Source organism: Sphingobium sp. C100 (genome assembly GCF_000508185.1).
Taxonomy (GTDB): Bacteria; Pseudomonadota; Alphaproteobacteria; order Sphingomonadales; family Sphingomonadaceae; genus Sphingobium.
This window is the reverse complement of the sequence record NZ_AYOY01000148.1, coordinates 1-23,856: the sequence shown is the minus strand read 5'-3', so window position 1 is coordinate 23,856 and position 23,856 is coordinate 1. Positions and strand designations below refer to the sequence as shown.

Annotated in this window: 23 protein-coding genes and 4 pseudogenes; 13 read left to right on the top strand and 14 right to left on the bottom strand. The window is 61.3% G+C overall.

Annotated features, from left to right (window positions below; genetic code table 11):
• Positions 1 to 162: 162 nt before the first annotated feature.
• From C100_RS37015 to C100_RS36995, 5 genes are read right to left on the bottom strand one after another with little or no spacing between them, the layout of a single operon-like run.
• Positions 163 to 1,341 (bottom strand): lipid-transfer protein, encoded by a 1,179-nt coding sequence (locus C100_RS37015; protein ID WP_024020131.1) that lies wholly within the window; start codon positions 1,339 to 1,341, stop codon positions 163 to 165.
• Between the two features lie 37 nt (positions 1,342 to 1,378).
• Positions 1,379 to 1,720, bottom strand: coding sequence for an AtuA-related protein (locus tag C100_RS37010; RefSeq protein WP_024020130.1), 342 nt, complete (start codon positions 1,718 to 1,720; stop codon positions 1,379 to 1,381).
• Positions 1,717 to 3,081: an acyclic terpene utilization AtuA family protein gene (locus tag C100_RS37005; RefSeq protein ID WP_024020129.1), complete on the bottom strand. Its 1,365-nt coding sequence runs from the start codon at positions 3,079 to 3,081 to the stop codon at positions 1,717 to 1,719. The genes C100_RS37010 and C100_RS37005 overlap by 4 nt, the downstream gene beginning before the upstream one ends.
• Positions 3,082 to 3,092: 11 nt before the next feature.
• Complete coding sequence (locus C100_RS37000) at positions 3,093 to 3,590, bottom strand: MaoC/PaaZ C-terminal domain-containing protein (RefSeq protein ID WP_024020128.1); 498 nt, start codon at positions 3,588 to 3,590, stop codon at positions 3,093 to 3,095.
• Positions 3,591 to 3,619: 29 nt separating this feature from the next.
• Positions 3,620 to 4,765: an acyl-CoA dehydrogenase family protein gene (locus tag C100_RS36995; protein ID WP_024020127.1), complete on the bottom strand. Its 1,146-nt coding sequence runs from the start codon at positions 4,763 to 4,765 to the stop codon at positions 3,620 to 3,622.
• Positions 4,766 to 5,353: 588 nt separating this feature from the next.
• Between C100_RS36995 and tnpA the strand changes: the two genes are divergently transcribed.
• The 7 genes and pseudogenes from tnpA to C100_RS36960 all read left to right on the top strand — a co-directional run.
• The gene (tnpA, locus tag C100_RS36990; RefSeq protein ID WP_024020126.1) at positions 5,354 to 5,710 is read left to right on the top strand and encodes an IS66-like element accessory protein TnpA; all 357 of its coding nucleotides are present in this window, start codon (positions 5,354 to 5,356) and stop codon (positions 5,708 to 5,710) included.
• A complete protein-coding gene (tnpB, locus tag C100_RS36985; protein ID WP_024020125.1) occupies positions 5,707 to 6,060 on the top strand; it encodes an IS66 family insertion sequence element accessory protein TnpB in 354 nt (117 codons plus the stop codon). Before tnpA ends, tnpB begins: the two co-directional genes overlap by 4 nt.
• A 67-nt stretch (positions 6,061 to 6,127) precedes the next feature.
• A pseudogene (gene tnpC / locus C100_RS36980) lies at positions 6,128 to 7,477 on the top strand (IS66 family transposase); the annotation flags it as partial.
• 140 nt (positions 7,478 to 7,617) lie between these two features.
• The gene (locus C100_RS47920) at positions 7,618 to 8,859 is read left to right on the top strand and encodes a tyrosine-type recombinase/integrase (protein WP_024020123.1); all 1,242 of its coding nucleotides are present in this window, start codon (positions 7,618 to 7,620) and stop codon (positions 8,857 to 8,859) included.
• Positions 8,859 to 9,812: a tyrosine-type recombinase/integrase gene (locus tag C100_RS36970; RefSeq protein ID WP_024020122.1), complete on the top strand. Its 954-nt coding sequence runs from the start codon at positions 8,859 to 8,861 to the stop codon at positions 9,810 to 9,812. The genes C100_RS47920 and C100_RS36970 overlap by 1 nt, the downstream gene beginning before the upstream one ends.
• A complete protein-coding gene (locus tag C100_RS36965; protein ID WP_031309554.1) occupies positions 9,805 to 10,812 on the top strand; it encodes a site-specific integrase in 1,008 nt (335 codons plus the stop codon). Before C100_RS36970 ends, C100_RS36965 begins: the two co-directional genes overlap by 8 nt.
• Positions 10,813 to 10,919: 107 nt before the next feature.
• A pseudogene (locus tag C100_RS36960) lies at positions 10,920 to 11,153 on the top strand (transposase domain-containing protein); the annotation flags it as partial.
• A 187-nt stretch (positions 11,154 to 11,340) separates the two neighbouring features.
• On the opposite strand, the gene C100_RS47545 reads toward C100_RS36960, so the two are convergent.
• Complete coding sequence (locus tag C100_RS47545; protein WP_024020119.1) at positions 11,341 to 11,688, bottom strand: DUF4286 family protein; 348 nt, start codon at positions 11,686 to 11,688, stop codon at positions 11,341 to 11,343.
• Positions 11,689 to 11,828: 140 nt separating this feature from the next.
• Positions 11,829 to 12,716 (bottom strand): LysR family transcriptional regulator, encoded by an 888-nt coding sequence (locus C100_RS36950; protein ID WP_235219084.1) that lies wholly within the window; start codon positions 12,714 to 12,716, stop codon positions 11,829 to 11,831.
• A gap of 301 nt (positions 12,717 to 13,017) precedes the next feature.
• Here C100_RS36950 and C100_RS36945 point away from each other — a divergent pair, with 301 nt between their 5' ends.
• Together C100_RS36945 and C100_RS36940 are read left to right on the top strand one after the other, a co-directional pair.
• Positions 13,018 to 14,508, top strand: coding sequence for an aldehyde dehydrogenase (locus tag C100_RS36945; RefSeq protein WP_031309551.1), 1,491 nt, complete (start codon positions 13,018 to 13,020; stop codon positions 14,506 to 14,508).
• A 104-nt stretch (positions 14,509 to 14,612) separates the two neighbouring features.
• Positions 14,613 to 15,518: an alpha/beta hydrolase gene (locus C100_RS36940; RefSeq protein ID WP_024020116.1), complete on the top strand. Its 906-nt coding sequence runs from the start codon at positions 14,613 to 14,615 to the stop codon at positions 15,516 to 15,518.
• Positions 15,519 to 15,569: 51 nt separating this feature from the next.
• Here C100_RS36940 and C100_RS36935 read toward each other — a convergent pair whose 3' ends face one another.
• From C100_RS36935 to C100_RS36920, 4 genes are read right to left on the bottom strand one after another with little or no spacing between them, the layout of a single operon-like run.
• Positions 15,570 to 16,040, bottom strand: a complete 471-nt coding sequence (locus C100_RS36935) for a hypothetical protein (protein WP_024020115.1) — start codon at positions 16,038 to 16,040, stop codon at positions 15,570 to 15,572.
• Positions 16,041 to 16,070: 30 nt separating this feature from the next.
• The gene (locus C100_RS36930; protein WP_152536467.1) at positions 16,071 to 16,553 is read right to left on the bottom strand and encodes a nuclear transport factor 2 family protein; all 483 of its coding nucleotides are present in this window, start codon (positions 16,551 to 16,553) and stop codon (positions 16,071 to 16,073) included.
• Positions 16,554 to 16,596: 43 nt separating this feature from the next.
• On the bottom strand, positions 16,597 to 16,959 hold the full coding sequence (locus C100_RS36925; RefSeq protein ID WP_024020113.1) for a nuclear transport factor 2 family protein: 363 nt from the start codon (positions 16,957 to 16,959) through the stop codon (positions 16,597 to 16,599).
• 52 nt (positions 16,960 to 17,011) lie between these two features.
• Positions 17,012 to 19,144 carry a TonB-dependent receptor gene (locus tag C100_RS36920; protein ID WP_024020112.1) on the bottom strand — a complete coding sequence of 711 codons (2,133 nt, stop codon included), beginning with the start codon at positions 19,142 to 19,144 and terminating at the stop codon, positions 17,012 to 17,014.
• A 325-nt stretch (positions 19,145 to 19,469) separates the two neighbouring features.
• Here C100_RS36920 and C100_RS36915 point away from each other — a divergent pair, with 325 nt between their 5' ends.
• Both C100_RS36915 and C100_RS36910 read left to right on the top strand, forming a co-directional pair.
• Complete coding sequence (locus C100_RS36915) at positions 19,470 to 20,975, top strand: aldehyde dehydrogenase family protein (RefSeq protein WP_024020111.1); 1,506 nt, start codon at positions 19,470 to 19,472, stop codon at positions 20,973 to 20,975.
• 27 nt (positions 20,976 to 21,002) lie between these two features.
• Positions 21,003 to 21,836, top strand: a complete 834-nt coding sequence (locus tag C100_RS36910; protein ID WP_024020110.1) for a helix-turn-helix transcriptional regulator — start codon at positions 21,003 to 21,005, stop codon at positions 21,834 to 21,836.
• An 81-nt stretch (positions 21,837 to 21,917) separates the two neighbouring features.
• Here C100_RS36910 and C100_RS49160 read toward each other — a convergent pair whose 3' ends face one another.
• Entirely contained in the window at positions 21,918 to 22,268 is a 351-nt protein-coding gene (locus C100_RS49160) for a hypothetical protein (RefSeq protein WP_031309547.1), read from the bottom strand.
• A 21-nt stretch (positions 22,269 to 22,289) separates the two neighbouring features.
• On the opposite strand from C100_RS49160, the pseudogene C100_RS49155 reads away from it, so the two are divergent.
• Both C100_RS49155 and C100_RS49545 read left to right on the top strand, forming a co-directional pair.
• Positions 22,290 to 22,502, top strand: a pseudogene (locus C100_RS49155) (IS3 family transposase); the annotation flags it as partial.
• Between the two features lie 174 nt (positions 22,503 to 22,676).
• On the top strand, positions 22,677 to 23,045 hold the full coding sequence (locus tag C100_RS49545) for a lysozyme inhibitor LprI family protein (RefSeq protein ID WP_084625391.1): 369 nt from the start codon (positions 22,677 to 22,679) through the stop codon (positions 23,043 to 23,045).
• 68 nt (positions 23,046 to 23,113) lie between these two features.
• On the opposite strand, the pseudogene C100_RS47905 reads toward C100_RS49545, so the two are convergent.
• Positions 23,114 to 23,317 (bottom strand): annotated as a pseudogene (locus C100_RS47905) (IS66 family transposase zinc-finger binding domain-containing protein); the annotation flags it as partial.
• 247 nt (positions 23,318 to 23,564) lie between these two features.
• Positions 23,565 to 23,738 carry a transposase gene (locus C100_RS49150; RefSeq protein ID WP_235219083.1) on the bottom strand — a complete coding sequence of 58 codons (174 nt, stop codon included), beginning with the start codon at positions 23,736 to 23,738 and terminating at the stop codon, positions 23,565 to 23,567.
• Positions 23,739 to 23,856 lie beyond the last annotated feature (118 nt).

The window sequence follows — 23,856 nt, the reverse complement described above, 5'->3', positions numbered from 1 at the left end:
TTTCGTCGTTTCGAAGCGGCGCGACGCGCTCGCGCGATGCTTCGAGGCTCCGGCGACCCGAGTAGCCGCCAGCAACTGCGGGTCTGCCCCAAGCAGGAGGACTTGCGCTCGTGGCGATCTGTTCCGATGGGGAGCCAGCGTCCCACGCGGGCTGCCTCTACTTCAGGCCGCACGATACATGGTGACGACGCAGGCACCGCCGAGGCCGATATTGTGCTGTAGAGCGACGCGTGCGCCTTCGACCTGCCGTTCGCCAGCCTGTCCGCGCAAGTGCCAGACGAGCTCGGCGCACTGGGCGAGTCCGGTCGCCCCCAACGGATGCCCCTTCGACATCAGCCCGCCCGACGGGTTGATGACGAACTGTCCGCCATAGCTGTTGTCGCCGTCATGGATGAACTTCTCGCCCCCCCCCTCATCGCAAAGGCCAAGCCCCTCGTAGCTGATGACCTCGTTCGGCGTAAAACAGTCGTGCAGCTCGATCACGTCGATATCGTCCGGGCCGATTCCAGCCGCCTCATAGACCTGTTGTGCGGCGCGGCGTGTCATGTCCGATCCAACGAGCGCCATCAGGTCTTCCTTGCTGGCCGGTGTGTCGGTCGTCATCGCCTGCGCGGCGATTTCGACCGCATGGTTGATACCGTGTCGCTTCGCAAAGGTGTCGCTGCACACGATCGCCGCAGCGGCGCCGCACGTCGGCGGACAGGCCATGAGCCGCGTCAGGTGCGGGTAGAGTTGCGGCGCATCCATTACTTCATCGACCGTCATTGGCTTGGTGAACAAGGCATAGGGATTGCGCATCGCATGGTTGCGCGTCTTGACCGCCACACGCGCGAAGATATCGGGGTTCGCCCTATAATGCTGGATATAGTGATAACCGGCCGAACCGAAGGCCTTGATCGCGCGCGGCGCGTCGTCGGGCAGATCCGGCGCCAGCTCCAGCCGCCGATCATAGATCCAGCCCACCGGCGAGGTGCGATCGCCAAAGGCGCTGGCGAGCGCGCCGGGGCGCATCTCCTCGAAACCGAAGGCGAGAGCGCATTCCACGATGCCCGCTTCCACCGCCTGGCGCGCCAGCATCAGCGCCGACGAACCCGATGCGCAATAATTGTTGAGATTGAAGACCGGGATACCGGTCATCCCCACCGAATAAGCGACGCGCTGGCCGCAGGTACTATCGCCATAGACATAGCTGGCGAACGCCTGTTCGACCTCGTGATAGCCGATGCCCGCATCGTTGAGCGCACCCTGGATCGCTTTCGCGCCCATCACTTCATAGGGTTCGTTGGCACCCGGCTTGGCGAACTTCACCATGCTGACGCCGATAATCTTCGCCTTGCTCATATAAATGTCTCCTGTCCCGATGCCGCCGTTCGCCGGCTCAATGCATCAGGTGCAAATCAGCTTTGTCGATTTCGAGTTCGATCCGGAGGATCGCCTGGCACATCGTCTTGCCGGTGAAATCGATGCGCAGGCTGCGGGTCGCGCCGCCGCCGAGCGAGTTGCGGAGAACGAAGTTCATCGCCTCCAGCGTGTGTACCTCGTAGCGCTCGACATCGCCCTTCACCATTTCGGCGAAAAAGGCCTTCACCCGCTCGGCGGTCAGATATTTGAGAAGCAGCGGATAATAGCGCTTTTCCTTCGCGATCACCGCGATGTTGCTAACATCGCCCTTGTCGCCCGACCGTGCGTAAACGAGATCCCTGAGCTGGATGCGGGTCATTGTCCGATCTCCCTGATTTCGACGGTCTGGGTAACCTCCTCGCGCGCGATCAGCGTCGGCCAGAGCGCAAACACCTCGCGCGGCGCCGGCGTATTGAGCTGGCCGGTCGATCCGATCGGACCGGTGCCCATCAACATTACGCACTCCCGCGCCACTTTTCCGGCCTCGCTGCGCTCGGCGCATTTCGCGGCGACACGTATGCGGACTTCGTTGATGTCCTCGTCGGGTTGGGGCGATGCCGACCAGTGGCAGCTATCGACACCGACCATGTCGAAGCGCACCTCGTCGGCCTTGAGATTGACCATCTCGAAGCGCTTCCTGATGATATCGAACGACCGGCGCGCCTTCGCCACCGCGTCGGGCCATGTCACCGAGGATTCGACCTCGCCGATAAAGCCATCGGTATAGGCAATGCCCGCCTTGAGCGTCGCGGGCGCTGGCTTGCCTTTCGCTCCCCATACCTTGACGCGATCCTTCGCCACTTCTTCCATCTCGACATGGGTGAAGTCGGTGATCACCTCGGGCATCAGATAATTGCCCGGATCCTGCACCTCGTAGAGGAGATGCTCGGTGAGCGTCACCCGATTGATGAAACCGCCGGTGCCATCGACCTTGGTGATGAAGAGTTCGCCCCTCTCGTTCACCTCGGCAATCGGATAGCCGATGTTCCAAGGCTCGGGCACTTCTTTCCACAGGCTGGTGATGCCGCCGCTGCAGGCCGCGCCGCATTCGATCAGATGGCCGGCGAGGATACCCACCGCGAGCTTGTCCCAATCGTCCCACTTCCATCCGAATTCGTGGACGAGCGGTGCGAGGATCGCAGCATCGTCGGTCGCACGGTCGGAAATGATGATATCGCAACCGGCCTCGAGCGCCTCGACATAGCCATAGGCGCCCGAATAGACATAGGAGCCGACGATCCGGTCGCGAAAGCGGCCTAGGTCATCGTCGCCGTTATCGAGATTGGCGAAGGTCACGCCCTTGTCGAGGAGTTCCTCGACCTTCTCCTGGATATTGTTGGTTGTGACGATGCCGACCTTAAGGCGTGTGATGCCGATTTCCTTCGCCGCGGCGATGATGCTGTCAGCGCACGCCTGTGGGTTCGCCGCCCCGGCGTTGGTCAGGATCTTGATCCCCCTTTCGAGGCAGATGGGGAGTACGCCGCGAACGACGGCGCGGATCGCCGGCACGAACCCCGCGTCGGGATTCTTCTGGCGCATCTTCTGGAGGATCGGGATCGTCGGCTCGCCGAGGAAGTCATAGGCGAGATACTGGACGTCGCCATGTTTCGCGATCTCGATCGCGGGATCGAGATTGTCGCCCCAGAAGCCGCTTCCCGCGCCTATCCGCACTGTCTTCATCGCGGTTGTCCTCAGCTCTTGAGTTCGGGAAGTGAAGAGGCGACGAGAGCATCGAGATCTTCGCGCTTCCGGAGCATGAGCAGGCTCCATTCGCCCTGCTGGCAGACGACGCCGTCCTGGTTCACCGCCTTCATCAGGAACTGGATGACGCCATATTTGTCATCCTTTTCCTTTTTACCGATGACCTCGCACACCGCGTAGATGGTGTCGTCGATGTTGACGGGCGAGAGGAAGCGCATCTTGTCGATGCCGCAATTGGCCTGGATGCCGAGCCCGAACTGGATAAGGCCGGTGAGGATCGAGTAGGTCAGCGCGCCCTGCACCAAGCGCTTTCCGAAACGCGTCTTCGAGGCATAATAGGTGTTCGAGTGGATCGCGATCCAGTTGCCGGTGAGCGCGCAATAGTTGACGACGTCGGTTTCTGTGATCGTACGGCCGCCCGACCGGAAGACCTCGCCGACCTGAAGCTCTTCGAACGTATGATCGATGCGATTGTTGATGAGGCTCATCTCGAAGCTCTCCCCTAATAATTGGTTGATTAGAGACGCATCGACTTTGCGATGATCGTCTTCTGGATCTGCGAAGTGCCCCCCCCGATCGTCGACTGGACGCTTTCGCGCAGGTAGCGCTCCATGTCGGCCTCGGGCAGGTTGGCGTGGCCCCCGAGCACCTGCATGCCGGTGAGCGCGCAATGCTTGAGCGTCTCCGACCCGTAGAGCTTCGCCATCGACACTTCGCGGCTCGCCGGAAGGCCGTCGGCCAGCATGGCCGCAGCGCGGTAAACGAGAAGACGTGCGGCATCGACCTGCGTTTGACAGTCGGCGAGCATGTGACGCAGCACCTGGAAATTCCAGATCGGCTGGCCGAACTGCTCGCGCTCATGCGCATATTGGACGGCCTTCGAAACGGCGGTCTGCGCATTGCCGGTATAGGCACCGGCGACCGAAGCGCGCTCGAGCTCAAGATGTTCGACGATGATCTTCCAGCCCTCGCCTTCCTTGCCGAGCAGTGCGTCGCCGGGAACCTTGACCTCGTCGAGGAAGATTTCGGTCGTGCCCGTCGCATGGCGCGACAGCGTCGGCAATTTGTTGATCACGAGACCCGGCGTATCGTTCGGGATGAGCAGGACCGAAAGCCCGCCGTGCTTGTCGTCGGGGTCGGTGCGCACGAGCATCGCGATCACAACATCGTTCGCCGCAGCGCCCGAGCACCACAGTTTCTGGCCGGTGACGATCCAATCGCCATTCTCGTCGCGGCGCGCGCGGGTCTTGGTGCCCGCCGCATCCGACCCCGCGCCGGGCTCGGAAATCGACACCGAGAAGCGGATCTTACCGTCGATGAACGGCTGGATATATTTCGCCTTCTGCTCGGGCGTACCGAACTTGGCGATATTCATCGCGGTGAAGGTCGGGACAAGGATTGCGGCGGCGAAGTCGAAGCCGAATTTCCCGAGACCTTCAGCCATCAGCGTATAATCGAAGATGCTCGCGCCCGCGCCGCCGTCTTCTTCCTTGAAGAGCAGGCCGAGCCAGCCCTGCTTGGCGATCTTTTCATAGGCTTCATAAGGGTAGTCGCGGTTCATGTCGCATTCCCGGACATATTCGACCGTGATTTCATTATCCATGAAGCGGTTCACGGTCTCGAGCCAGGTTGCCTGCTCGTCGGTCAGAAAATTCGGCTGCACGTCTCGTCTCCCATCGGCAATATTTCTCGCCCATCGCGGCGCGAAATCGGATCGGAAGCTTAACTATTCGGCGCACGCTCAAATCCTAGTGAGGGTTTTGGAAACGCAAATTCGAAGAACTCGAAGACCGCAGGTTCGAAGAAGCCGAAGATGTGTCTGCTCGCAGCCGGCATCGCCCGACCGGACCGGCCCCTCGTCTCGCTGGGATGGAAGACCGTCAGGTCCCGGAGGGAGTATACCGACCCATGCCGGCCTGCCGCGGCCTCGCGCGAACAAGTGTTATCAGCAGGACAGCGGGCTGATCATCGAGCGCTTCCCAGCTATGACGGACGCCCCGGTCAACGACGAGATCCCGGGCCGGCCTCGACCACCGCATCATTGTCCACGGGAAAACCCTCGGTTCGCCAGATCAGCGCGCTGAGCGACCGGCAACCGTCGATTTGATGTAAGCGCCAAAACCTCCCCACATTTTCGTAGCTGCTGATCTGTCTATGTTTTGTCCCTCATCCGAGGGGTATCGTAGTGGCTGATGATGTAAGAACATTCGAAACAGGTTTCGAAAGGCAGGAGGGCCAGCGACCCTCGCGTATGGATGTCATTCCAGCGGGACCGGCGCGTCGTCGCTGGTCGGCCGAGGCCAAGGCGCGGATCATCGCGTCGAGTTTTGAGCCCGGCGCCAACATCGCAGAAATCGCACGGACGCATGGGTTACTGCCGCAGCAGCTTTATGCGTGGCGGCATGACAGCATTCCGGGCAAGCGCCTGGCCAGCAAGAAGCTGGGTTTCGTTCCGGCGGTGGTTGAAGATGCGGACGGCTCCGGCTCGGCTGATGGTGGAGGCGATGAGATCGTGATCCGCACGGCAAGGCTGGCGATCCATGTGCCGCCAGGGGTGAGCGAGGAACATATCGCCCGTGTGCTTGCCGCGGTGAGCCGGTCGGGATGATCATCCCGCCAGGGCCGCTCAAGGTGATGGTGGCGACAAAGCCGGTCGACTTCAGGAAAGGGGCCGTCAGCCTGGCGGCGCTGGTCGAGCATGAACTCGGACTCAAACCCTTCTCGGGGGTAGTCTTCATCTTCCGCTCCAAGCGGGCGAACAGGATCAAGCTCCTGGTCTGGGATGGCAGCGGCCTGGTGCTCGTGAGCAAGGTCTTGCAGACGGGGGGCTTCCATTGGCCACGGGCGCAGGATGGCGTGATGCGGCTGTCGGCATCACAGGCGTCAGCCTTGTTCGAAGGGCTGCAATGGTCGAAAATGCACACGCCGCGCGCTCAGGTTCCGGTGACGACGCGATAGGTCGCAAGCCTGATTCCCCTGATCGAAATGCCATTGCGGACTGCCCGGAAACTGCCAGAAATAGGGCATGTCCGCCACGGCAGCCGACCTTCCTGACGATGTCGCCATTCTCAAGGCGATGGTCCTGGCCGGCCTCGAGCGTGAAGCTCGGATGCAGCATATCATCGACCAGATCACCCGGACGACATTCGGAAAACGGTCGGAGAAGCTGAACGAGGATCAGTTGGCGCTGGGCCTCGACGATCTCGATGTTGCCCGCGCTGAACTGGAAGCCTTGGCCGAGCAGGCTGCGGCCACAGCGGGCCAAAAGAAGGAACGGGCGCGAAGGGAGCCCGGGACAGCACGGGCGTCGCTGCCGGCGCATCTGACCCGCGTTGAGGAAGTGATCCTCCCTGACGAGACGGAATGCCCCTGCTGCGGAGGCGCGCTGCACTGCATCGACAGCGACATATCAAGCCGGCTCGATGTCATCCCTGTCCAGTATCGCGTTATCGTGACGTCCCGACCGAAAATGGCGTGCCGGGCATGCAGGGATGGCGTGTTCCAGGCGCCCGCGCCCAAGCATGTGGTGCCGGGCGGCCTGCCCACCGAGGCGCTGATCGCCGATGTTCTCGTCAAGAAATATGCCGATCACACTCCCTTCTACCGGCAGGCACAGGCAATGCGGCGCCAGGGTATTGAGATCGACAGGGGGACAATGTGTAACTGGGCAGGCAGAGCCGCCGCCTGGCTCGGCCGCCTGACCAGCCGGATGAAAGCCGACCTCCTGTCGGGCGCGAGGCTGTTCGTTGACGAAACCACCGCCAAGGTCCTGGCTCCCGGCACCGGCAAGGTGAAGACAGGATATCTCTGGGCGATCGCTCGTGATGATGGGGCGCATGGCGGCACCGATCCACTGGCTGTCGCCTACACCTACATGCCAGGTCGCGGGAAAGTCTGGGCGGAAAAGCTGCTCGGGGGCTTCACCGGCATCGTCCAGTGCGACGGCTATGGCGCGTACAAGCATATCGAGGCGCCGGACCGAAGGGCCGGTCCCGGAACGCTCGCCTTCTGCTGGGCACATGTCAGGAGGGGCTACTTCGACGATGCCAAGGGCGGCAACGCACCGGTCGCCGATGAGGCGCTGCGGCGGATCGCCGGGCTCTACAAGATCGAGGCTCGTATCCGAGGCTCCAGCCCCGAACACAGACTGGCGGTACGCCAGGCTGAATCCGCTCCGATCATCGCGGACATGCTGCCATGGCTCAAGGAAATGCTGCCCAAACTACCCCGCGGCTCCCATACAGCCGAGGCCATCGGTTACACCCTCAACCACTGGAAGGGCCTCGTCCGCTTCCTTGAGGATGGACGGATCGAGCTGGATAACAATACCGTCGAGCGCTCAATCAGGCCAATTACCCTCCAGCGGAATTATGCGAAGCGCAGGATTATGCGCAGTTCGCCATTCAGTGACCTATGTGGCTCTCGGCTTTGCGCCGCACGCGCTGCGGCATGACTAACTCCCGCTGCACATAATACCGCATCCTCTCCACCCACCATCTGGAGAGGAGCCCTGTCATGAAGTCTGATCTATTGCAGCCGGAGCCGCGTCGCTGGTTGGCGAGCAGTGTCTTCGCGCCCGTCGAAGAGGGGTATGTCAGCTATCTTCGAGCGGGCAGATATCATCCCAACACAGCGCGCGTGTATTTTGCATGCGTTGCCCACTTCGCGAAGTGGGTAACCGATGAAGGTATCAACCTCGCCCAGATAGATGAGGTGGCGCAGCGCCAGTTCCTGGATGCACACCTACCATTTTGCACATGCACTGCGCCGGTTCGCAAAGTGCGCCGCGAGTTGCGCGTCGCTATCCGGCATCTGCTGCATGTGCTTCGCATCGAGGGCCAGATTCGGGCTGCGGAGCAGAGGGATCACATCAGCGGTGAACTGGAGGCCTTCGATCGCCACATGCTCGATGTCGGTGGTCTGGCGGACACGACACGGCGGCAGCGGATCCATATCGTTCGCCGACTGCTCCTCGAGCGGTTTGGCGATGGCGCGATTGCCCCTGAGAAGCTCGAGCCAGCCCTTGTTCGACGGTTTGTCCTGGGCGAAGGCCGTTGTTGGAGTGCTGGTGCCGTGCGCGTCGCTGGCGGCGCAGTCGGCTGCTATCTGAAGTTTCGCAAGATGTTGGGCGACGATGTCGCTGGACTCTTGCGTGAGATCCCGCGCGCCGCGCATTGGCGCTTGGCGGGGTTGCCCGATGTGTTGTCTCCAGCCCAAATTGACGCGGTTCTCGCATCATTCGACGATCATCTGCCCTCCTGGCGACGCGCATATGCGATGGTGAGATGCGTCACCGACCTTGGGCTCCGATGCTCCGAGGTCATAAAGCTTCGGCTCGACGACGTAGACTGGCGGAATGGGATCATTCGGATAGCCAGGACCAAGACGCATTTTACCGATAGCCTTCCATTGCCGGTGGCCACCGGCGACGCGATCGCAGATTATTTGCGCCATGAACGACCGAAGACCCACAACCGCGCGATCTTCGTTCGCCATGTCGCGCCGTATGACGTCCCGATCAGGGCTGGCGTCGCCAAGCATGCGGTAATCGCGGCTTTCGCACGCTGCGGGTGGGATCGGACTGATCCGCACGTCCTGCGTCACAGCATCGCGAGCCGTCTGCTCCGCGACGGCACGCCCATGAAGCACATCGCCGATATTCTGCGTCACCGCAGCCTCGACACGTCGAAGATCTACACCAAGATCGATCTTGATCGCCTGTCGGCTGTGGCTCTGCCTTGGCCAGGGAGGGCGTGATGATGACGACTATGACAGCACAAGCCGAGGCCTATCTCGCCGAGCGGCGAGCATTAGGGTTTCTCGATACCGGGCCGGGTGCCAGCCAGCTTCATTCCTTCGCCAGATTCTTCGACGGCTCTGGCCATCAAGGTTCCCTAACGACAGATCTCGCGATCGAATGGGCAAAGGGTCATGCTCGTACCCATGAACCGAGGGCGTGGGCGCGTCGGCTCGATGCTATCCGACCCTTCGCCACCTACCTGTTGCGGATGGATCCGGCCACGGAGTTTCCGCAGACCCGGATATTCGGCAAGTCCCAGCGCCGGGCCACCCCGCATATCTACACCGAGGACGAGGTCATGGCGCTGCTTGCAGCGGCACGACATCTCGATCCGGAAGGCAGCCTGCGCCCCGCAGCGTTCGAGGCTTTCTTCGGTCTGATCTCCGCAACCGGCCTGCGTGTGTCTGAGGCGATCAAGCTGCGATGCGCCGATGTGGACCTCGGGAGTCGATGTTTGACCGTTCGGATGACGAAGTTCAGCAAGTCAAGGCACGTGCCCTTCCATCCAACCGTCGCGGCTGCGCTCGCCGACTATGTGGCCGTGCGAGATCGTTTCCTGCCACGTGAGCAGGAAGATGCCTTCTTCGTCTCGACGCCGACACGATCGCTAAAATCGCGCGCCGTGCACTGGACCTTCCAGAGGTTGCGCAACGAGGCGGGGATCGTCGCTCGGGGGGCCTATCCCGACGTCCGCATCCATGATCTCCGGCATACATTTATCTGTCGGCGCATCCAGAGGTGGCAAGCCGAAGGTGCCGATATCGATAACGCGATCGCGGCGCTCTCGACTTACGTCGGCCACACAAAGGTATCCGATACATATTGGTATTTGACCGGCATCCCGGATCTGATGGCTATCGCAGGCGACCGGTTCGAAGATTATGCATTCGGGGAGAGCGGCCGTGGCTGAACATGCGCCTCTCTCATTGCCGACGCTCGTGCAGCGATTCTTTCTCGATCATCTCACGGAACAGCGCGCGGTCAGCGCGCAGACCGTCGCGGCGTATCGGGATACTCTGCGCCTGCTCTTCAACTATGCGGCTACAGTGCTTCGTCGAACGCCAAGCGCTATCACATTGTCCGATCTCGACGCACCATTGTTGCTCGCATTCCTTGATCATCTGGAGAAGGGCCGAGGCAACAGCGTCCGAAGCCGCAATGCACGTCTCGCTGCAATCAGGACGTTCCTTAAATATGCATCGCATTACGACCTTGCGTCGCTGGCCACAATCGAGCGGGCGTTGGCGATACCGTTCAAGCGGTTCGATCGGCCATTGGTCGGCTTTCTCTCACGATCCGAGGTCATCGCCATCATCGAAGCGCCTGACCGGTCCAGTTGGGCCGGCCAACGTGACCGCGCCTTCTTCAGCATGATGTACAATACTGGTGCCCGCGTTTCCGAGATGATCGGCATCCGCTGTCGGGATGTTGTGCTGGAAGGGCAACCCGCAGTGCATTTGTGCGGTAAGGGTCGCAAAGAACGTAGTGTGCCGCTCTGGCGACCGACAGCCGCACTCATCAGATCCTGGCGCCGCCAGATCGGGGATCCCGCTGGCGATAGCATCCTGTTCCCCAACCGTAGCGGTGGCCGTATGACTCGCTCAAACGTCACCCAGCGTTTGGGCCTCGCCGTCGCAATTGCAGGGCGCAAGTATCCGGGACTCCTTGAGCGCCCGGTCACTCCCCATACGGTTCGACACACGACGGCAATGCACCTGCTTCAATCGGGGGTCGATATTACCGTCATTGCACTGTGGCTCGGACACGAGGATACCGCGACGACGCACATGTATGTGGAAGCGGATCTCGCGATGAAGGAACAAGCCCTGATGAAGCTGCAACCAGGAACCGCCACGCCGGGTCGCTTCCGTGCCTCCGACTACCTGATGAGCTTTCTGCAGACATTGTGATTATGTGAAGTTCGGGGCGGCGGGGCCAGCGTAATATCTGGGTCCGCCGGGAGCACCTGCGCATAATCCTGCGCTTCGCATAATTGCGGTTATGCATACCTTTCCATAACAGGAAAAATGCCCTGTTCACAGGCCATGACCTGGGGGCTGAAAACTGGGCGACCTTTGCCAGCCTGATAGAAACCTGCAAACTGGGCGGCATCAACCCTCAGGCCTACCTCACCGATGTCCTCGCCCGCATCGTCCTGCGCGGCGATGCAGATCCCATCGATGATCTGCTCCCATACAACTGGGTAGATAGTCGCGCTGCCACCAGCCCCGTCATCGATCAGGCCGCCTGAGCGCTCCCCCGTGGGGGTGTTTTAGCGCTTACGATTTGATCGAGCGTCATGTCGGACGCGACGGCTGACTGCCCTTCCGCGTCGAGCTCGGTCACCACGCCGGCTGGTATAATAGGATCCGGTCGGGTTGGAGATCGCCGGACGTACCGAGGATGTCTCGTCCCCCTACCCCTCCGATCCCACCATCTCAGCTCTTGTCCGAAACCGTGAGCCGATCGGTCATTTCCTCGAAGAAACAGACGAAGCGCTCCGGGACAAGCGCGTCGCTTATCGGCATTTCGGGCGTCCCCGCCTTCGCCCTGAGTTCGGCAATTACGCCCTCGATGTCGTCGGTGTCGCAGTCATAGATCGCCAGGTAATCCCATGGAAACGGACCGTCGGACCGCTGCGCCTCACTGCGCGCGAACCGTTGAGCCCCCACGACACCCGGCAATTTCAGGAAGTCGGCCAGATGGACATTCGTATACCAGTCGTTGAACTCGTCGGCCCGCCCCTCGACCGCGTTGGTCATGACGATCAGCTTGTACCGTGGCACGGCTTCCCTCCCATCGCGGCGCGCATATCGCGCTCTCGCCGCCACATCGTCATCTCCACTGCCACGAGCGGCAATTGGCGATTTTCGAACCTCGGGTTTGGCGATTTCGAAGGAGCAGCAAAGCGCGCCGAGCGCGGCCGTCAGACGTCCGCCGTCAACCGCCCGAGAAATTGCTCGGCGACCGGATTGAGCGGTCGATTGCGCGCCGTCGCAACATGGATGATCCGCCGCGCCCACATCTCGTCGAGTTCGATGCTGGCAACATTCTCCAGATTCTCGCGGGTGAGAAGGCCTTCGGGCAGGATCGCGACTCCGAAACCGTCGCGAACGAGATTCACCGCGAGGCCCGGACTCTTCACGCTGAACCGAGGATCGAAACGGACGCCCGAACGCTTGGCGGCGGTGACGAACGCCGCCATCAGCGCTTTCAGCGCAATGATGTTCTCCGACATGAGTTCGCTGAAGCTCACGCGCGCGCAGTCCGCGAAGCGATGCGAGCGGGGCACGATGGCAACCAGCCGGTCCTCGCGAAAAGGGATCGTGCGCAGGCCCTCAATGCCGAGCCTCGGCTCCTTGGCAAAAACGCCGATGTCGGCGTCACCGCGCGCGACCATCTCGACGATCTCGCTATTTTCTACCTCGTGGACGTCGAGTTCGACCAACGGAAAGTCGCGCGCAAACCCGCTTAGCTCGCTGGTCAGGAACGGGTCGATGATCGAGCGCGCCGAAGCAATGGTGACCTTGCCCTCGCGTCCATCGTTGAACGCGGCGATTTCCGCGCGCAAACCTTCGATGCTGTCGACAATATCGCGCGCGTATCGGAGCATCACCGCACCTGCCGCGCTGGGAACGACGCCCTTGGCGCTTCGATCGAGCAGCTCGATACCCGCGATCTCCTCAAGGTCCTGGATTCGTTTGGTGGCCGTAGACGGAGCGATGTTTTCGCGCGCCGCCGCGCGACCGATCTGCCCCTCTTCGACCACCGACAGGAAGAGTCGTAGCGTGAACAGGTCGATCCGCCTGATCAAATGCGTCTGATTGAATTTGCCCATATCATAACCGGCGATTTGAATGCCGCCGCCCGCTCCCTCAGTGCCCTGAACGGGCCGTTCGTCATCAATACACGCCTTTGCACCGAAGCGAAATCGACGGCGCCCACCAATCAGACTGCCCCCATAAGTGGGGGCAGCGACCGTATGAGAAGGCGCGTAAATATTCGCCGGAACGGAAGGATACCCGTCGCCGTGCCGAATTCACCCACGGAATCCGCAACCGACGGCACGGGCCTGCACCGGCAGGTCTTTCGAAAATCGTAATTCAATGGAGAAGATGATGCCTGACACCCCCGCTTCCTGCATTCTTGAACTGCCTGACCAGTTTTTCATCGGTGGCGAATGGGTCGCGCCCTCGAGCGGTTCCTTCATCGACGTCATCAATCCCGCAACCGAGGAGCTCTTCCTGAAGGTTGCCGAAGCGCAGGCCGAGGATATGTCGCGGGCCGTCGCTGCCGCCCGTCATGCGTTCGACAAGGGGCCTTGGCCGCGCATTTCGCATGCCGAGCGCGCCGCCTATTTGCGCGCTTTCGCCCAGGAGCTCCAGCGCCGTATCGGCGACGTCAGCAACCTCTGGATTTCCGAGATCGGGGTTACTCGGGGCGTGGCCGACGCCTTCCTCGCCGGCGTACCGGGAACATTCGAATATTATGCCGGCCTTGGCGAGACTTTCCAGTGGGTCGAACGCCACGAGGCGCTCCATTCGCCCGGCGCCGTGGCCAGTTTCCTCGTCCGTGAGCCGGTAGGCGTGGTGGGCGCGATTGTACCCTGGAATTTCGCGGCACCGCTCGCAGCATGGAAAATCGCTCCTGCGCTCATCTCGGGCTGCACGGTGATCCTTAAGGCTTCGCCGGAATCTCCCGCAGGCCTTCTTCTCTATGCCGAGGTGGCGAAGGCGATCGGCCTTCCGGCGGGCGTACTCAACGTCGTGACCGCCGATCGCGAAGTATCCGAACTGCTCGTGCGCGACCCGCGGGTCGACAAGATCACCTTCACCGGCTCGACGGCGGCCGGCAAGAAGATAGCCTCGATCTGCGGTGAGCGCATCGCGCGATGCACGCTCGAACTCGGGGGCAAGTCAGCGGCGGTCATCCTCGACGATTTCGACGTTCAGGAAGCGGCGAACCGCATTGCGGCCTATGCACCGCTGGTCAGCGGCCAGGCCTGCTCGTCGCTCACCCGCCTGATCGTTTCGAAGCATCGCCATGACGAATTCACCGAGGCGATGGCGGCGGCGTTCAAGCAGATTTCCGTCGGCGACCCCATGGACGCCGCGACCGGGATGGGGCCACTCGCCATGTCGCGCCAGCGCGACCGGGTCGAAGGCTATATCGCGAAGGGCCGGGAAGAAGGCGCAACGGTCGCGGCTGGCGGCGGCCGGCCCGCCCATCTCAACCGCGGCTATTTCGTCGAACCGACGGTGTTTGCGAATGTCGACAACAATATGACGATCGCCCGCGAGGAAATTTTCGGGCCCGTCGTCAGCATCATTCCCGCGGACAATGATGCCCAGGCCGTCGAGATCGCCAATGATTCGGTTTACGGCCTCAACGCATCGGTGTTCACCAACGACCCGACGCGCGCATGGCAGGTTGCGCGCCAAATCCAGTCGGGCACCATCGGCCATAACTGGTTCCGCAGCGATTTCACAATCGCATTCGGCGGCTTCAAGCAGTCCGGAATCGGTCGCGAAGGCGGCATCGAAGGGCTTCATCCCTTCCTTGAGGCCAAGACCGTGATCCTCGAAGGCGAGCCCAGCTTCGGCTGAGCGCGCCCTTCCCGCCAACCAAAACATTTCCTTGGGGTTAATGGCTGCGCCGGACTTTCCTCCGAAAGTCCGGCGCTCTTTTTTGTGCCGAAGGAGTGAGTCACGTGGCGGCAAATGCGACGCAAAGCATGTTCAACCCCTTGGACCGGTGCACCTATCTCGAGATCGATTCCGACCATGTCGGCGACCGGTTCGCGATATCCATATCGCTACCGGCAACCTATGACCTCACGGACGATCCTCTCCCGGTCCTGTACGTGACCGACGGCAATATCGCCGCTCCGATGACCGGCGGCGTGGCCTTTTCGATGTTTCTGCCGGAGGCGGCGATACCCTGCCGGCCCTTCATCCAGGTGAATATCGGCTACCCCGAGGACGGAGCCCGGCGGATGCTGTCAACGCGCAATCGCGATCTCGTGCCGCCCGGCGAACGCGTGGCGCCGGAGATGATCCCCTATATGCGGGACCATTTGGGGATCGACGAGGGGCTGGCTCCCGAAACTGCGCTCGACATATTTTTCGATTCCTACGCCGACGGGCATGGGGACAGGCTCCTGAAATTCATCGAGGAAGAGCTCCATCCCCAAGTCGCAGCCCGATTTCGCGCAGACGCATGGGATGTTGGCTTTTTCGGCTATTCATTCGGCGGGCTGCTCGCCCTCTACGCCCTGTCGTGCGGGAACCGCTTCTTTGTAAAATATGGTGCCGGCAGCCCCGGAATCATGGTCGACGACAGCGTGGTATTCGGGTTGTACGAGACGATGCTGGCGGCCGGGGCCGAAGCGCACCCCGCGCATCTTCACCTGTCGATCAACATTCATGAAATGGAGGGCCCGGTGCGCGCCTACCGGAAGCTCGCGATGGGCGCGCTGCGATTTCTCGACCAGGCGATGGCCGATCCTTTGCCGGGCCTTCGAATCAGCAGCGAGATGATCCCCGGGCAGGATCATGAGGCCGGATTCATCGATGCGTACCGGAGTTTTGTGCGGCACACCTATCGGCGGGGATGAGCCGGAGAGCGCCGGAAGTCGGATATCCTCCCGACAGGCGCCGCCCGCGAGCTATTCTGCGGGCTGCACCTTGGGAACGAAGGTAGCAGATTCGAACACGACCTTGCCGCCGCGTACCACATAGGTCTCGGTCACGATTGCCGCGCCCGCGTCGACCACGAGATAGCCATATTCGCCGATCGCCTCCTTGCGGAGGAATTTCAGCTCCTTCGGAGCATTCGGATCGGCCGACATTTTGACAACATCCCCCACGGCCTTTCGCAACGCATCCTTGCCGACGATCGGCTGGGGAAACAGCGTGACGATCACGATCGTATCGTCGGAATAATCGGAGACGATCGTCTCGACATCCTTGGTCGGCATGGCGGCGATATGGCGGTCGATCACCGCCATGGTTTCCCTGCCCGACCTGTCGAGGTCTGACGATCCGGCGACCGGCGCCTCTTCGGCCGCGGCCCCGCCGGTCATCGAGATGGCCACAGCAATGGCTGCCACGATCGCGTACCCGTTCAATTTCATCATGGAATTCCTCCAGCAGCGAGCGGCGCCGACCTATTTCTTTGTCGCGGCCTTCAGCGTGATGTTCGCGGTCTCGAAGACGATCTTCCCGTTCCGGACGACATAGGTTTCGGTTCCGGTGAGCCCTTCGGCTTCGAAGATTTGATAGCCCAGTTCGCCGATGGCTTCCTTGCGGGCGAATGTCGGTTGCGCGGCGTCTGCCACGGGGGGAATCTTGAGAACGTCGGCGACGGCCTTCCTCAGCGCGTCCTTGCCGACGATCGGCTTCGGGAACAGCGTCGCGATCACGATCGTATCGTCCGAATAGTCCGCAACGATTTTCTCGACATCGCGCGTCTTCATCATCTCGGCATGCCGATTCATTACGGCGAGCGTCTCTTCACCCGCCCTGTCGAGGTCGGCAGCCGATGCCGCCGGCGCGGCCCGTTCGGTCTTGCCGCAGCCCGTTACAGCCATCGCTGCGATGGCAACGGCGGCGACGAACGGCATCCGGCGTGCAGATTTGGCAATAGTCATCGTTAATCATCCATGTGTTGGCGCGGCCGCGGACGGAACCGAGTCAAGCTTCTGCCAGCCTGGCAGCCAGATCCATTTCGGGCCCGATATATTCCTCGATCGAACTGATCCTGCCGTCCTTGACCGTCATCAGCTGCAAAGCGTGGATCTTGCCGATCTTCGGCATGGTAAGCGACGTCTGCGCGAGAAAGCCGTTCGCGGTTGCCATTGTCCGGACCTCGTCGAACTTCGGGATCATTCCGGCCTGCTGTGCGACCATGAAAGCTTCGAGGGCCGGACGCTGTTCCATCCAGACATTGTCATTGCTGTGCCACAGCTTGCAGTTCTCGGAGCAGAGCTCTTTGAGGATCGAGATATCGGTTTCCAGTGCCGCGGCGAAACGCTGCATCAGCTGTTCGGTGCTCATGATAATTCTCTCCTCACTATTGGGGGGCAGACGATCTCGGCCTGTCGCCGGTTCAGAAGTTGTAGCTGATCGAGCCGCCGAACACGCGCGGCGGGGTATAGAGCGCTAGCGTCCCGAACGGGCCCCCGATCCGTTCGGCGGCGCTGTGGTGGTTCGTGAGATTGGTGACGAACAGTTCGCCGCGCCAATGCTTGTCCTCTGTTGTGTAGGAGACGTTGAGATCGACCTTGGCGTAGCCGGGCTCGCGAAAACCCTCATTGGTAAAGTGGAAAAAATGGCTCGTCAGGCTCACATTGCCGGCGAGCTGGATTGTCCCCGCGCCAACATCGATATCGTAAGTCGAGGCGATATTGCCCGTCCATTTCGGCGATCGCGGCGCATAGGTTCCCGAAGCATCGCGCGAGACCTGTGCCCACCCACCCGGAACGAAAAAGCCTGGGGCGAGCTGGACATCGACCGGCACCGCTGCGGCGGCGCCCTGGAAATCCGTGTATTTGGCGCGCAGATATGCCCCGGCGAGGTTGATCGACCATTCCGGAACCGGACGGATGGCAAGTTCGATCTCGGCGCCGTAATTATGCTGGTTGCCCGCGTTCAACGTTCGGCCGAGACCATTCAGGTCGATGATCGAGACCTGTGCATCCTTGTAATTGTAGAAAAAGGCCGCAGCATTCAGGTCGAAGACCGGCGAAGCATGTTTGAAGCCCGCCTCAAAGGCATCGAGCGTTTCGGGATTGACCTTTTCGGGTGGGAAGCCCGTGAATGCGCCCGACCGGAAGCCCTTGCTATACGATGCATAGACATTCGTATTGGGTTCGATCTGGTACCGGACAACAGCGCGCGGTGTAAACTTGTTCCAGCGCTCGCTTTCGGTGGGCTGCCGAGCGCCGAACAGGATCGTATCGGATACCTTCTTTTCGGTGCTGTACCGACCGCCCGCGGTGAGGAACAAGCCATCGCTGGCCTCGAGCGTGACGTCGGCGAACGCGGCTATCGCATTGGTCTTCACGGTCTGCGATTTCAGCGTCGTGCGGACCGTACCCTGGACGATCCCGGAATCCGGTTCCTTGCCGAGGTTATAATAATAGTTAACGCCCGCCACCCAATCGAGGCGGCCGCTCTCTCCGGATAAGACGAACTCCTGCGAAAAGGTTTTGTTGTCGGTGACAGCCGACACCCAGAGGAGATCCAAAGGCGAAAAATCACCCTCGGTCTGGAAATAGAGGTGGTCGTGGCGGTAGCCGGTGTTGCTCTTCAGCGTCATGTCATCGTTGAGGTTCCATTCCGCCAATGCGTAGATGGCGTCCCCCTTCGACTGGTTGAACGGCAGGACATTTTCGGCGGTTTCACTCGCCTTGCGGCCAACGGGGACGCCGAGAGCCCCGAAAATATTGTAATCATCCGAATAAGATGCCGCGAGCCCGAGCGCGGTCGAGTTATAATTATGCTCGTAGATCAGGCGAAGCTTAAGATTGTCGTGGTTGGTGAACAGGATGTCGGGGCGAATGCTGAACTGCTTCACTCCTGCATCGTCGTCCGCGCCGGTGACGATGTTCCTGGTATAGCCATCACCCTTGCGGAAATAGACGCTCAGCCCCGCCGCAACATTGCTGCTGAGCGCCCCCGAGATATAACCCGACGCTGTCACGTCGTTGAATTCGGTATATTTGAGCTTCAGCCGCCCTGTTGCTTCGAAGGAGGGTTCGGCGGTGGTAACGAGGATGGCGCCGCCGGTTGCGTTACGCCCGAAGAGTGTGCCCTGCGGACCCTTCAAAATCTGGACATTCTCGACATTTGGAAGGTCGAACCCCATCCCGTAATTGTTTGAGAGATAGAAGCCATCGATGTAGACCGCGACGTTGGAATCGACACCGGCCCCCTGCACCTGGCTGCCAACGCCACGCAGCGTCGGCTGAAACGCAGGCGTGTGCCCTTCGAAACGGAGGCTGGTCACGGCCTTGGACAGGTCGAGGATCGAATTGATCTTCTTGAGCTCCAGATCCTCCTGGCTCACCGAATTGACCGAGATCGGCACATCGACGAGGCGTTCGGCGCGGCGCTGCGCCGTAACGATGATTACGTTCGGATCGCGCCCGGTCGCTTCGTCGCCTGGCTTGTCCTGAGCGGCGGCGACGGCTGGGGCACACGACAGGATCAGCCCGCCCAGACATAGAATATTTCGCATCTTTTCTCCCCTCCCAAGGGTCCAGCTTTCAGCCTGATCCGACAAAGAGTCGTTCAGCTATTGGATCCAAGCTAGGCGGGAGGCGAAACGCCTGAAGCCCCCAATATTGGGGGCATGCAGACCCCGGCGTCCATACGGTCCCCGGCCGGGCCGGTTCGGCATAGGCGAAGCAGGGCTTCACAATTTGCAAATTGAACTGGAACTCAGCGCGGCGATATTCACAGCTCTGAAAAGATAGCCGGGCGATCGGTCCCATCCGCACTGGCAGACTTTCGGGAAGCACAGCTTTCGAAGAGTCAGCGACAATGGGACGGGGGAGAAAAGCATGTCGTTCACCGGAATCTCGGGAACACAGAAAATTGATCGCGCCGCAGTCGAGGCCCCGCGCGCGTGGATCGGCGCGGGGCCCAAATCGCTGCTGATCGATGGCAGGTGGGTATCGGCCGCTTCGGGAAAGACGCTGGAGACGATCGACCCGTCCAGCGAGGCTGTACTTGCACTGCTCGCCGAGGGCGCTGACATCGACGTCGATGCGGCCGTCGCCGCCGCGCAAAAGGCGCTCGAATGCAAAAGCTGGGCGGGAATTTCTCCGCACCAGCGCGCGCGTTACCTTTTGCAAATCGCCGACCTGGTGGACCGCCACGCCGACGAACTCGCGTTGATCGAAACCATCGACATGGGAATGCCGGCCTGGTTCAGCACGGCCGTCGCAAAAATGGCGGGCGAGACCTTTCGCTATTACGCGGGGTGGACGACCAAGATTGCCGGCTCGACGCTTCCCACTGACGCATCCAATTTCATCTATACGCTGAAGGAACCCGTCGGCGTATGCGGCGCCATCACACCATGGAATGTTCCGCTGCTGCTGGCTTGCTTCAAGATCGCCCCGGCACTCGCCTGCGGAAACACGATCGTCGTCAAGCCGTCCGAGATCGCATCCCTGTCGACACTCCGCCTCGCCGAGCTCATCCAGGAGGCCGATCTTCCGCCCGGCGTGCTCAATGTCGTAACGGGTTTCGGCCCGTCGGTCGGCGAACGCATGGCCAACCACTCGGGTATCGACAAGATCTCGTTCACCGGTTCGACCGCGGTCGGCAAGCGGATCCTGCAGGCATCGGCCGGCAACTTGAAGCGCGTCACGCTCGAACTCGGCGGAAAGTCGCCGAACATCATCTTTCCCGACGCCGACCTCGACCGCGCGCTCGACGCCGCGGTCAACGGCTTTACCCGCAACTCCGGCCAGATTTGTTCCTCCGGCACGCGCATCTTCGTGCACCGCGACATTTATGACGAAGTGGCGGAGCGGATCGCTTCGATATCGGCGGGACGCAAGGTCGGCGACCCCTTCGGTGCAGATACATTCCTCGGTCCCGTCGCGTCCGCCACGCACTGCGACCGCGTGATGTCCTACATCGACGCGGGCAATGACGAAGGGGCGAGGATGCTCACCGGCGGAAACCGCCTGTCCCGTCCCGGCTTCTTCATCGAACCCACCGTCTTCACCGGCGTCACCAACGACATGAAGATCGCGCGCGAGGAAATTTTCGGCCCGGTCGTCACCATAATCGCGTTCCGCGACGAGGATGACGCGGTCTTCAAGGGGAATGATACGACCTACGGCCTTGCAGCAGGGATCTGGACGAAGGATGTCGGCCGCGCGCATAAGGTGGCGCGCGCCCTGAAGGCGGGCCGTATCTGGATCAATACCTATGGGGAAACCGATCCGGTCATGCCGTTCGGCGGCTTCAAGCAATCAGGGATCGGGCGGGAATTTGGCGCCGAGTCGATTGCGGCCTATACAGAGACCAAAGCCGTGCAAATTCGTTTTTGACCGCGCCCGATCAAGGGAGGTGACGACATGGTGACAACATCGATAGCCGACCCGGCACGCGACCAGGACAATGGACGTATCGCGCGCGCCAACCTTGGCGGCCTCGTCGATGCGATCGGAACGCCCCGGTTCGCCGACGAGCTTCTGCATTTCCTCAGGCAAGCCTCGGGGGCCGAGTTCGTCCATTTCTTCGAAATGTTCGATTCGCGCCCGCACGTCCTCCGTTCGGTGAGCCTCGACGCCTCGGGCGAAGCGGAGCGGCAAGCCGATTTCTACCTATCGCGCAAGCTGTTCAGCATCGATCCCTGGGTGGCCGACTGGATGAACGGCCCTTCGACGGCGCCGGCCTTGTTCCACTTCACACGGCGGGAAGCGCGCTGTGGCGAGATGCGCAACTATTACGACACCATGCAGGTCGCGGACCGCGTAATGGTGTGCGGCACGGGCGAGCAGGGTGTTTCGGGGATTTCGATTGCCAATTCGGTGCGCACCGGCACCTTCCACGATACCGGCGTGAACCTCGAACTGGTGCGCGATATAGCGCTCCCCCTCTTCATGAAGCACCGCGACTATTGTTCGCAGCGCGCGAAATTCTCGAAAGAGTTGCTCGACGTCCGCGAGATCGAACGACGCATGCAGGATGCGCCCGAAAAGCTCCCTCCCCGCGAGATCCAGGTCGCCGCACGCATTTTGAGGGGGATCACCGCCGCGGGGATCGCGCTCGATCTCGGCATCGGGCGCGAAACGGTCATCTGCTATCGCAAGCGGCTGTACGAGAAGCTCTGCCTCGGATCGTACCACGACCTCCTGTCCTGGTATATGCGCTGCTCGGCAGACGCCGATCCCGGAAGCTTCAACTGACCGGCGGTTTTCCGCATTCGGGTCCGGCGTGAATAGGTTGCCGGGGCGTTCGGGAGGCCTTGCCCTTCCAGTCATCGCTGTTCAGAGCGCCGATGCCCTTGCATAAGGACCGAGCGTTCGCGTCAGAAGGGATGAAATCAGTACGAGAGGGATGACGGCGGCCAGGAAAAGCCGGTAGTTGCCGGTCGCATCGAATATCCTGCCGGGGATCGCTGCGCCTATTCCGTTTCCGAGCATCAGCAGACCCATGATCGCTCCGAGGATCGTAATGAAGATCCTCGAATCGAAATAGCGCGTACTCAGATAGATGGCCACGTCCATCTCGGACCCGAATGAAAAACCTACAAGCAGGGCAACGAACGCCAGTCCGGCGCTGCCGTGAACGCCCGACAGCACCAGCGCGATGGGGATCAGCAACAGGAGGAAGGCCATCGGACCGATCAGTTGGCCCCGAAGCTCAAGCGGCTGCTGGCCGAGAGCGTGCTCGACATGCAATCCCGAAGGACATGCTGGGAAAAGTCGGACGACGCCGGGCCAGCGACGGGACGCGGCGCTCGGTGTGGTGCGGATTATCAAGTCTCGCAGCGCCGGACGTGCGTGCTGATCGGCATAGACCCCAAGACGGTCCGGCGAGAACGTCCGCGGAGCCATGCCGAGATTCGCGAGATCGCCACGTCATGCTCGAACGCAAGCCGAAGCTGCAGAATGCTATGTTCGCGCCCATGGTAAGCGTCCGGCGTGGGCCGATGGTCTTGATGGCTGGCAGCGCCGGGTTCATCGCTAAGTAGGCTTTCTCTGTTTAGGTTTGCCGCAGAGGGGGCCCTGCACTTGGGAAATGTCATGATTCTGCTGATTTTTCTCGCTGCAGTAACCCAGGCGCCTTCGACACCGTCCATTTACCCAGCTGACAAAGACTGCCAAGATTACGGCTATGGCAGCCCGGTAGCGATGGCAGAGTGCTTCACGGCTCAATCGGATGTTTGGGACCGGCGCCTGAACGAAGAATACCACGCCGCTCTCAGACGAGCCGAGATTGAGCCAAGGCAACTGCGGGCATCGCAGAGACTGTGGCTGCAATATCGAGATGTAAACTGCGCGGCATACTCTACGGTCAAAGGCTCAATTGCCAAAATTTTGGCGGGACGGTGCTCGCGGGACTTGACGAGAGATCGAACGCTTGATCTGCACGAGATGGTCCGGACCGGGTAAGTAGCTTACCCGCTTCCGATCCATATTATTCGGTGATCCAGTTCCATGGGAGCAGCTCGTCAATGCGGTTGACTGATCGCATCGCAGCGCCCGCAAGCCAGCTTGGGCCGGACATGGCGCACGACGCGGAAACGGCCCGGCACATACTCCAGCACTTCGGTCACATCCTCGCCCAGCTTACCCATGGTGCCGCCGCAAGCGGAGCAGCCATCCGCATCAGGGGCGACATGCACCGTCTCGTCGCGCGGCAGATGATCGGGCAATGGCAGGCGCTTGGGCTCGCGGGCGATCGATGGACGTTCTTCGGCAGGTGCCGGTTCGCTGACTGGGCAGGTCGATATCGATCCCGGCAGGACGTGCACCGGGATGCGGACGGGTCAACTCCTCCGTCATCGTTGGCGGCGCCAAAGCAGACACAGGCCGCGATGGTGGCGCCGCCGGTTGGGCAGTTACGAGGTCTTGATCCGCCACCGACCCGTAGGAAATGAAAGCCAGCGGTTCGCTGGCAATCTTCTCCGCCTACCGTCGTGCCGTCCGCCAGCTGTAGATCAGACTCTCGGCTATATCGTGCCGCTTCGCCACCTCCCGGACAGTGACATCCGGGGCATCAGCCTCGCGCATGATGGCAGCCCGCTCGACAGGGGAATATTTACGGCGGCGCTCCGTGCGGGTGATGACCTCGATCCGGCCCATCTCCTGATCTCCTTATGGAGTCCAGAAGGAGACTCCTGTCGCTCGCTTCCTCGCCAACGAGGCACGAACGCGCAACACGCCGATGGCCGGACGCTTACGGAAATGCCCAGCTGAATGG

What these genes read in the sequence shown, in the direction of transcription:
- C100_RS37015 (WP_024020131.1), bottom strand. Translation starts at nt 1,341, where the DNA reads ATGAGCAAGGCGAAGATTATCGGCGTCAGCATGGTGAAGTTCGCCAAG.
- C100_RS37010 (WP_024020130.1), bottom strand. Translation starts at nt 1,720, where the DNA reads ATGACCCGCATCCAGCTCAGGGATCTCGTTTACGCACGGTCGGGCGAC.
- C100_RS37005 (WP_024020129.1), bottom strand. Translation starts at nt 3,081, where the DNA reads ATGAAGACAGTGCGGATAGGCGCGGGAAGCGGCTTCTGGGGCGACAAT.
- C100_RS37000 (WP_024020128.1), bottom strand. Translation starts at nt 3,590, where the DNA reads ATGAGCCTCATCAACAATCGCATCGATCATACGTTCGAAGAGCTTCAG.
- tnpA (WP_024020126.1), top strand. Translation starts at nt 5,354, where the DNA reads ATGGATGTCATTCCAGCGGGACCGGCGCGTCGTCGCTGGTCGGCCGAG.
- tnpB (WP_024020125.1), top strand. Translation starts at nt 5,707, where the DNA reads ATGATCATCCCGCCAGGGCCGCTCAAGGTGATGGTGGCGACAAAGCCG.
- C100_RS47920 (WP_024020123.1), top strand. Translation starts at nt 7,618, where the DNA reads ATGAAGTCTGATCTATTGCAGCCGGAGCCGCGTCGCTGGTTGGCGAGC.
- C100_RS36970 (WP_024020122.1), top strand. Translation starts at nt 8,859, where the DNA reads ATGATGACGACTATGACAGCACAAGCCGAGGCCTATCTCGCCGAGCGG.
- C100_RS36945 (WP_031309551.1), top strand. Translation starts at nt 13,018, where the DNA reads ATGATGCCTGACACCCCCGCTTCCTGCATTCTTGAACTGCCTGACCAG.
- C100_RS36935 (WP_024020115.1), bottom strand. Translation starts at nt 16,040, where the DNA reads ATGATGAAATTGAACGGGTACGCGATCGTGGCAGCCATTGCTGTGGCC.
- C100_RS36930 (WP_152536467.1), bottom strand. Translation starts at nt 16,553, where the DNA reads ATGACTATTGCCAAATCTGCACGCCGGATGCCGTTCGTCGCCGCCGTT.
- C100_RS36925 (WP_024020113.1), bottom strand. Translation starts at nt 16,959, where the DNA reads ATGAGCACCGAACAGCTGATGCAGCGTTTCGCCGCGGCACTGGAAACC.
- C100_RS36920 (WP_024020112.1), bottom strand. Translation starts at nt 19,144, where the DNA reads ATGCGAAATATTCTATGTCTGGGCGGGCTGATCCTGTCGTGTGCCCCA.
- C100_RS36915 (WP_024020111.1), top strand. Translation starts at nt 19,470, where the DNA reads ATGTCGTTCACCGGAATCTCGGGAACACAGAAAATTGATCGCGCCGCA.
- C100_RS36910 (WP_024020110.1), top strand. Translation starts at nt 21,003, where the DNA reads ATGGTGACAACATCGATAGCCGACCCGGCACGCGACCAGGACAATGGA.
- C100_RS49160 (WP_031309547.1), bottom strand. Translation starts at nt 22,268, where the DNA reads ATGGCCTTCCTCCTGTTGCTGATCCCCATCGCGCTGGTGCTGTCGGGC.
- C100_RS49545 (WP_084625391.1), top strand. Translation starts at nt 22,677, where the DNA reads ATGATTCTGCTGATTTTTCTCGCTGCAGTAACCCAGGCGCCTTCGACA.
- C100_RS49150 (WP_235219083.1), bottom strand. Translation starts at nt 23,738, where the DNA reads ATGGGCCGGATCGAGGTCATCACCCGCACGGAGCGCCGCCGTAAATAT.